6 protein-coding genes, 1 tRNA gene, 1 other RNA gene and 1 pseudogene are annotated in these 8908 nt (G+C 33.7%); 2 read left to right on the top strand and 7 right to left on the bottom strand.

What is annotated here, in order from left to right:
* The first annotated feature begins 124 nt into the window (after nt 1–124).
* A pseudogene (tnpA, locus tag N4A40_07990) lies at nt 125–523 on the top strand (IS200/IS605 family transposase).
* A gap of 91 nt (nt 524–614) precedes the next feature.
* Here tnpA and N4A40_07985 read toward each other — a convergent pair.
* The 5 genes from N4A40_07985 to N4A40_07965 all read right to left on the bottom strand — a co-directional run bounded on the left by N4A40_07985 (nt 615) and on the right by N4A40_07965 (nt 5778).
* Nucleotides 615–953: a YbaB/EbfC family nucleoid-associated protein gene (locus N4A40_07985; GenBank protein ID MCT4661785.1), complete on the bottom strand. Its 339-nt coding sequence runs from the start codon at nt 951–953 to the stop codon at nt 615–617.
* Nucleotides 954–965: 12 nt separating this feature from the next.
* On the bottom strand, nt 966–2627 hold the full coding sequence (gene dnaX, locus N4A40_07980) for a DNA polymerase III subunit gamma/tau (GenBank protein MCT4661784.1): 1662 nt from the start codon (nt 2625–2627) through the stop codon (nt 966–968).
* Between the two features lie 8 nt (nt 2628–2635).
* Complete coding sequence (locus N4A40_07975; protein MCT4661783.1) at nt 2636–5284, bottom strand: HD domain-containing protein; 2649 nt, start codon at nt 5282–5284, stop codon at nt 2636–2638.
* Between the two features lie 128 nt (nt 5285–5412).
* Nucleotides 5413–5678, bottom strand: an RNA gene (gene ffs, locus N4A40_07970) — signal recognition particle sRNA large type.
* 10 nt (nt 5679–5688) lie between these two features.
* A tRNA-Ser gene (locus N4A40_07965) sits at nt 5689–5778 on the bottom strand.
* A gap of 154 nt (nt 5779–5932) precedes the next feature.
* Between N4A40_07965 and N4A40_07960 the strand changes: the two genes are divergently transcribed.
* Nucleotides 5933–6538 (top strand): hypothetical protein, encoded by a 606-nt coding sequence (locus N4A40_07960; protein MCT4661782.1) that lies wholly within the window; start codon nt 5933–5935, stop codon nt 6536–6538.
* Nucleotides 6539–6572: 34 nt separating this feature from the next.
* Here N4A40_07960 and N4A40_07955 read toward each other — a convergent pair whose 3' ends face one another.
* Nucleotides 6573–7811: a recombinase family protein gene (locus tag N4A40_07955; protein MCT4661781.1), complete on the bottom strand. Its 1239-nt coding sequence runs from the start codon at nt 7809–7811 to the stop codon at nt 6573–6575.
* Nucleotides 7812–7826: 15 nt separating this feature from the next.
* The coding region (locus N4A40_07950) for a diguanylate cyclase (protein ID MCT4661780.1) at nt 7827–8908 on the bottom strand (1082 nt) is incomplete at its 5' end.

Below are 8908 nucleotides of genomic sequence, written 5' to 3'. Positions count from 1 at the left end.
TATCTAAGTTAATCAAATTCCCAGTTGATTTAGTCTTTAGAATTGAAGAATATCAAAAGAAGAATAACATCAAAACATTCTCAGAAACAGTTTATCAACTTATACGCAAGGGTTTAGAAGTTTAATGGATTACATTTCTGAAAATCATAGTAAACACTTGCTTATGTGCCATCTGATTTTTGTATGTAAGTATCGAAAAAAGTTGCTTATACATTTAGGCGATTACATTAAGCAAGAAACTCAAAATATAGCTAATCATTATGGTTGACAAATCATTGAGCAAGAAATCGACAAAGACCATATCCACATATTAATAAGGTATTCTCATAAATGGAGTGTCTTGCAGATTTTAAGGTTGCTGAAACAACAAACAACTTACCGAATATGGCAACAACATCAAGATTATTTATCGAAACGCTTTTGGAAAGAACACACCTTTTGGAGTGACGGATATTTCTCGTGTAGCATTGGAAACGTCAGCCAAGCAACTATCCAAAAGTATATCGAAGCGCAAGGTAGTTAGGCTTACATCCCCTAGTCTAAAGACATAGGGGTTTTACGCCTTTAAATTATAAACTCGATCTTACATAAGACCGAGTCCACAATTTGACTTCTTAGAATAAGCCAGGTATGTTCATGCCACCTGTCAACTTGGACATCTCACTATTTACCATCTCATCTGCTTCTCTAAGTGCTTGATTTACTGCTGCTAACACTAAATCTTCTAACATTTCTACATCGTCTGCATCCACTACTTCTGGATCAATTTTTATACCCAATACATCTTTTTTTCCATTTACTCTGACTTCAACAGCTCCACCACCTGCTGTAGCTGTTAATTCTCTTTCTTCAAGTTCCTCTTGCATCTGCGCCATTTTCTTCTGCATTTGCTGAACTTGTTTCATCATACCACCCATATTTCCACCCATTTTAGGTTTAAATCCTTTTGCCATATCAAATACCTCCTATTTTATCTCTTCTACTAAATCTTCTCCAAAAATCTCTTGGGCTTTTTCAACTAGATCTACCGTTTCTTCTTGAATTATTCCCAATTGATCTTCCATTACAAATTGTATCAAAAAATTCGCTTTCAAATGCAAATTTATCACATTATTAATATATTGTCTAGTTTTTTCGCGGTCAACAGCACTTCTGTGAAAACCAAAGTCTTCTTGAAATGCTACCTTTAGTGTATTTCCATTGATAACTGCCGGATAACCCTCTCTAAGATATGCAAATAAACTTACATTTTCTTTTCTTATCTTCTGCAATATATCTGACCATGATCTTTTCACCTCATCAAGTGTAACATCACTTCTTTCACCTTGATAAACACTTTGAGCTTGTTCGCTTTGAACATTCTTACTTTCAGTTTTCGTTCTAGATTCTGCTCTATTAGTAGCTCTTGTATCTCTCCTAGTTGTAGTTTGGACTGTAGGCTGAGCTGATACATTTTGCTGAACAAAAGCTCCAGCTTTGAGCTTTTCTTCTAATTCATTTATGCGCTCTTCTAAATCACTTCTACTGTCTTTAAGCAAAAATTCAACCATTTGTATCAATCCTGTCTCAAGTATGACTCGTGGTTGTTCTGCAAATTTAGCATCTTGCTCTATTTTAGCTATAGCCTCTATAGATTTCGTAAGCGCTAACATATTCATTCTATCACCCTGTGATTTGTACCTAGCCTGTGCTTCCTCTGTACTCTCTAGCAAACCATGTAAATCTGTTTCCAATTGAATCATTATTAGATTTCTAAAATGCATCATTAAATCGCGTATGAATTGGTGTATATCCTTTCCGTTTTGAACTACATAGTTAACTTGATTTAAAACACTTACTAAATCCTTATTTATCATTGCATCTACTAGATCAAATATGAGGTCTTGATTTACAAGCCCCAAAATCTCTGTCATATACTCATACGTGATTTCTTCTCCAGTTTGAGCAAATGCAACACATTGATCTAGTATACTGAGGGCATCTCGCATAGCTCCATCAGCATTATTAGCTATTAATCTAAGTGCTCTCTTCTCTATATTTATACCCATCTGATCAGTTATACTCTGCATATTACCAACCATATCTTCAGTTCTAATTCTCTTAAAATCATATCTCTGACATCTAGAAAGTATTGTAGCTGGTATTTTTTCAGGTTCAGTCGTTGCTAGTATAAACACCAAGTGACTAGGTGGCTCTTCTAATGTTTTCAAAAACGCATTAAATGCACCCTTAGAGAGCATATGAACCTCATCTATAATGTATACTTTCTTCTTTCCCTTTGACGGTAAATACTTTACCCTCTCTCTTAAATCCCTTATATCTTCAACACTATTGTTTGACGCTGCATCCATTTCAACAACATCCATTATAGATTGATCCAATATTCCCTTACAAACATCACATTCATTGCAAGGATTCCCATCTATTGGATTTTCGCAATTAACTGCACGCGCAAATATCTTTGCAGTAGAGGTTTTTCCTGTACCTCTAGTTCCACAAAAAAGATATGCATGAGCGATATTGTCTTTTGCTATTTGATTTTTTAGAATCTTAATGATGTGCTTTTGTCCAACAACTTCTTCAAAGTTTTTTGGTCTGTATTTTCTATAAATCGCTTGATATGACATTTTCCCACCTATATTTCTTCCATAATTTCTTTAATCTTTCCTCTTTCATTTTCCACTATATCCAAGAATATATCAACCACATTTTTGTCAAATTGTGTACTTTTATGCTTTCCAATTTCCAAAACAGCTTCTTCGACACTCATTGCTTTCCTATATGATCTAGATGAAGTCATCGCATCAAATGCATCGGCTACTCCTATTATAGAGGCTTCTATTGGCAATTTATCTATTTCGTGACTAGGATAACCCATCAAGTCAAATCGCTTATGATGATACAAAACTCCGTTTAGTACAGTTTGTGAGAAATCGACAAATTTCAAAATTCTATGTCCCATTTCTGGGTGTTTTTTTATCTCCTCATACTCATAATCCGTAAGAGTTCCTGTCTTATTTAATATTATATCACTAATTCCAATCTTACCGATATCATGGAGTATCGCCGCAGCTTTTATCTCCTCTACTTCAGATTCTGATAAATTCATTTTTTGAGCAATTTTTTCTGAAAAAGCAGCAACCCTCATAGAGTGTCCTTCAGTATATTTATCTTTTGCCTCTTCTGCTGCAACTAAAGCCTTTATAGTATTTAGATACTGATCTTTTTGAATTCTATACAATCTTATGTTGTCTATCATAGTTGATAATTGCTCTGATAATGCTACTATCACGTTTCCAGCAATATCTTCTAAATCTTGTTTTCCCGTTATAGTGATCATTCCATTTATCTTTTTTCTATCCTTAAGTGGAATACATACTATTTCTTTTATATCATTTTTTTCAAATATTCCCTGATTATGATCGCTAAATAAATTAAAGTATTCTGGCTTTTCACTGTATTTTATAGTGACAACGTCTCCCTCTTCAACGACTCTCATAAATACTGGGTGCTTTGGCTTTAGTTTATCTTTTAAATCCCAGCCCTCAATTTCAGAGTTAAACGCCTTTAATTGTAGCTCATTTTCATTAAAAATTCTGATGCTACAGCTCTTTATTTCAAGCATATTCATCAAATCACTAGCTAATTTTTCATACAATACACTCTCATCTAATGTAGAATTTATTCTTCCTGCAACTCTGTTTATTACCATTAAATCTCTATTTCTCTTGTGTAAATAGTGCTCTGCTTCTCGCCTCTCTGTAACATCTTTTAATACTATCTGCGCTCCGCCATATTCTCCCTTTTGAATAATCCTCTTGATATTTGCCTCAAAATATATTTTTTTAGACAAATCATTTTCTATAAATAATTCTAGGTTCTCTAAGTCTCGCATTTTCGACAATTCTATCATTTCATCAAGTTTAATCTCGCCGCAAAATCTAGCTTCTTCAAAAAATTCAAGTACATTTTTTCCTATAGTATCACTTATTCTCTTGCTAAATAAGTTCAAAAATGCCCTATTTACAAAATTAATATTTCCATCTTTATCAACTATAAATACTATATCGTACATATTGTCCATCAAAGTCTTATATTTTTCTTCTGAATTTTCAAGCAAACTAGTTGTTGCCATCAATTGCTCTAACGACGCTTCTAACTCTATATTAAAGTCTTGCAATTGGTCGTTCATATCTTTAAGCTCTTGATTTTTACTTTCTAGACTATTTTGAGATTCGTTTATCTCATCCATCATATTGTGAAATATTTTCGCCAAACTCTCAAACTCATCTCCAGTGTCAATTATTACCTTCTCATCATAATTACCACTACTAACCTGCTTTGTCATGTACTCTAGCTTTTCAAGTGGTCTTATAATCATTTTTGACAGCCTAGTAGCAACTATGGCTATTAATCCTATGACTAGAACAATAAGTAGTCCATATGACAGCGTAAGCGGAAGTAATTCTTCTATTAAATTTTTGTATTTTACAATAGATACTATTTTCCATCCATTGAATCCCAATTCGGATATCGCAACTATTGACTTTTCATCTATATCCATTATTTTATAACCAGATGAATCATCTTCAAACTCATCTTTCAACAACTTATATAATTCAGATAATTCTCTTCGATTTTGTCCATCGCCAATAGGATACCAATACTCATTGAATAAATAAGTAGTCGCATCTTCTGATATTTTTATTTGTTCCAAATTTCTAAGTGTTTTCTCAAATTCTAAATCTGCACCTAAAACACCCACGGCAATGCCTTTATCATCTTTTATAGGAGTCGCTATAGTTATGACCTGCTCCTTCGTAAATATGTCTGCATATGGATCTGTCCATACTATTTCCCCATGATCTATTGCTTTCATATACCAATATCTACGCCTAGTGTCCACCTCTGGAACCTTAAATTCTGAATTAAACTGATCCCCATTTTTCATCGTCATATAAATAGAAATGAAATTCGCCGCTAAATCCTTCTGATCCTTGAGATATTTATCAACTATTTCATAATTCGATATATCGTGAACCCAATTTTTGAGCAAACTATAGTCCCTAGAAATCGAATCTATTATTACGGCTTTATTTTCATAATCAGATGAAATTCTATTTATCTGATTGACATAATCTTGATATTTTACATCTATGCCTTCTTTTAATATATTTTTCTGTATCAATGAATAAGTTAGTACTATAAATATAAAAATTGGAATCAATCCTGTAATAAACATCGATACCAATAATTTACGGCTAAACTTCTTCTTATTATTCATAAAGTTTCCCCCATACAGTATGACTCCCCAGCCAACTCAAATTAGTATACTTATTTTATCAGAAATTGAGACAAAAGAAAAGGAAGCATAAGAATGTATATTCTAATGCTTCCTTTAAAATATGTACGCCGCACACCCACACTTGACAAGGACCTCCTACCGTTACTCAAACAGTTAACTCAGATCGGGCATCCCCACGGCACATAGAAGTGGTCACTTACTGCTGCTTCCTTCCAGACCTGACAGGGTTCATGAGTTCCTATTGCGTAGGACCCAATCATCAACATCACTTATTTGAGGCAGACATAAAACAATCCAAGCCTCCTGTGGGACTTCAATCCTGCTATAGCGGATTGCAGGTTACAGGGCACCGCTACCTCCCCATCTAGTACGACAAAATTCACTGGCGGAAAGAGAGGGATTTGAACCCTCGAGACGCTTTCACGCCTACCCGCTTTCCAGGCGAGCGCCTTCGACCACTCGGCCATCTTTCCATGCACTAAAATGTGCAATGCGCAATTCTAATTATAATTGCTAAGCCCTTCAATGTCAAGAACTCTTCTAAATATTGATTTTCAATCTTCGATGTTCTATAATTTACCTATGAAGTTTATTTTTATCACAATCTAACAATACGGGGGCTTAGAAATGACAAATTTCAAAAGAATAACTATAAAAGAAGAGCTAGTTCTAATAACAGGGCATTTTTATAGAGCTATTTTATTAGACTATTTTGTACAGAGATACTCTGAAAATGATTGGATCTCAAAAAAATCAGAAGTATTAGCTAGTGATTGTCTACTAGATTTGTCAAAACAAACAATAAGAAAGCATTTGAAGGTACTAATTGATGATGGATTTTTGATGGAACGAAATAACCCAAGTTCAGTATGGGATAAAACCATGCAATACAAAATTAATGCGAAAAAAATCGAATTGGCTTTGAATAAACTAACTAATGCACATGCTGAAGATGTAAAACCACTATTCGATTCTGGAATTTCGAATGCAAATAATGAAACTCCAAAATCCAAATTATTTGATTTTAGCGACGATATACCATCAATTGAACTTACTGTTCCAAACGAATCACCTAAATATTCGAATTCTAATTCCGGAATTTCGAAGGCATCATCATCTTCTTCGCTATTCGCTATATCATCTGAGGATAATGATTTTTCTATTAATTCAGATAAATACGAGCAGCAGAAAAATGCCTTCAAAAAAGCAATGGAAAACCAAAAAAACAAATAAAAACTCGTTCAACATAGAACGAGTTTTTTCTCATTTAAAATTGTATCTTAATCTCTTTTACTCCAAATAATTTCACGTGTACCATTTCGGTTTTACTATTCATCTCCGCATAATCTACAAATAACCTAACAATTTCTCGCTGCTCAGCCACCTCAGAGTCTCTCGCTGCCTCTATAACATCTTTAAATCTTATTTTTCTTTCAAGTAGATTCTTAAGTAGTACCCTCATGCCCTTTGTAAAAGCAAGTGAATTTAGCTCATACGCCTCTATTATCTCTCGCCTGTAATCTAACTTTCTCTCATCGCTCATATACGCTCTATTTATAACCTGCCACAGTGCATCTTCTATTCTATCCTGTTTTAGATACCAGTCATTCTCACATCCATCTAATCCTTTAGTTCTGTAATTTCCACAAACATAATTAGACCATGTCTTACTTGAATTTTTATATCCAATTACATTACCGCCACAATGTTTACACCTAAATATTGGCTCTAATCTAACATTGATTCCAGTCAATACATAGCTCGAATTTTTCGTCCGACCAAATATCGAAATAGCTGAATTATAAGCTTTTCGCTGCAATATCTTGTCGTATTCTTTCTTTGATATTATAGAAAGTCTATTTTCAAAATTAAAGTAGGTTTCAAGTCTCTCTTTTTTCAATATATTGACAACAGAAGATGTAGTCCAAGCTTTTCCCCTTCTAGTCTCTATATTTTTTTCATTCAACCAATCTTTTATATCTTGATAGGAATATCCCTTGTCCGTGTACAATCCTATCAAAATTTTTCTTATAATTTTTTTCTCTTCTTCAACAACTTTCCATTTATACTTTCTAGTATCTAACTTTTCTGCAATATAGCCATATGGTGCATGATGAGTTGGAAAAATCATCTCATTCTCTTCAATTTTAGTACTTGTTTCACTCATTTTTTTGTCCCCTACTTCCAATACTATAGATGGGATTTTATCTTTTACAGGCTCATTTAAATATATGAGCTCTATCCCATAAGACTTCATATTTTGCTCAAACGCTTCTAGTGTTTTAATATCCTCCGAAATATTCCTCGATTTTAACGTAATTATAAAATTTGGAGGAAAATTCAAAGCATCTCGAACCATTTTATTAAATTTGCGCTTACTTGACAAGTCTTTTCCATCGAAATATCGATTAACCAATTTGATGTCGTGCGCTCTTGCATACTCTTCTATTTGTCCAATTTGCTTTGAAATACTATCTCCAAAGGCATAAACAAAACCAGTCTGCATGACACCACCTCATTATCAATTTTGATCATCACTGACCAATAACTTTATAAACTGCTCTGTCAAATTAGGGTCAAAATCAAATCCTGCTTTACTCTTTATTATCTCTATAATCCTGTCTTTATTATCCTCATAGTCCTTACCATAGTCAATCAGATTATCAACAAAATGATTTACTATAGAGAAAATACGTACTATTTTAGGAACTTCTTCTCCCTTCAATTTGAGAGGATAACCAGTTCCATCCCATTTTTCGTGATGCTTCAATATGAAATCCGCAATATGTGCATATTCCAAACTAGAAGCTGCTATTCTAAATCCAATCTCCGAATGGAGTGGTGCAGATTTGGAATCAATCCCCTCTCTATTTTCGTCTGACAAAAAAGCTACGTCGCCTAAATTATGGGCTTCTGACAATAATATATAGTCTATTTTATCTTGCTCTTCGAGATCTAATTCATTCATAAATTTGATTCCCCACTCTACTAGGTATGCTATTTTTTTCTCTAGACTCGGATTCTCTCTTTTCAGTTTTTGGAGTAAATCATTTATTATTTCACGCTTTATTCTCTTACTTTCAGAAATTTTTAAGCTATACATTCTATCTTCAGCTAGTTTCAAAACTTCATTTATATCCTGTGATATACTTTCTTTTGTCGCAGCTCCAAGTGCTATAGAAAGCTTGATTGGAAGCTCGTGTTCACGCTCACACATCTCTTTAATTCTATTTGTAATTTTATGTGTTTCTGCATAACTAACCCCTGGAAGCAGTATTACAAACTCATCTCCACCAATTCTAGATAGTATATCTTCTTGTCTACAACACTCTTTCATTATTTCAGCAACTCTAATCAAAAATTCGTCACCTGCATGATGACCAAATGCGTCATTTATTAGCTTAAGCCCATTCGCATCCCCCATCACAATACTTATAGGATACTGTCTAGGAGTATCTAATCTATCAAGCGCATCTAAAAAATATCTTCTATTGTACAATCCTGTCAATTTATCGTGAAAACTCAAATACAATATCTCTTCCTCAGCTGCTTTTCTAAGTAGTAGTATAGCTAATTGCGAACTATAAGCTTCTAGTATTTCAG

Source organism: Tissierellales bacterium (assembly GCA_025210965.1).
Lineage (GTDB): Bacteria > Bacillota > Clostridia > Tissierellales > JAOAQY01 > JAOAQY01.
The sequence above is the reverse complement of the archived record's forward strand: the minus strand, read 5'-3'. Positions and strand labels throughout refer to the sequence as shown.

Bases quoted from the DNA above. Each gene is read 5' to 3' on its own strand.
- N4A40_07985 (MCT4661785.1), bottom strand. From the start codon at position 953: ATGGCAAAAGGATTTAAACCTAAAATGGGTGGAAATATGGGTGGTATG.
- dnaX (MCT4661784.1), bottom strand. From the start codon at position 2,627: ATGTCATATCAAGCGATTTATAGAAAATACAGACCAAAAAACTTTGAA.
- N4A40_07975 (MCT4661783.1), bottom strand. From the start codon at position 5,284: ATGAATAATAAGAAGAAGTTTAGCCGTAAATTATTGGTATCGATGTTT.
- N4A40_07960 (MCT4661782.1), top strand. From the start codon at position 5,933: ATGACAAATTTCAAAAGAATAACTATAAAAGAAGAGCTAGTTCTAATA.
- N4A40_07955 (MCT4661781.1), bottom strand. From the start codon at position 7,811: ATGCAGACTGGTTTTGTTTATGCCTTTGGAGATAGTATTTCAAAGCAA.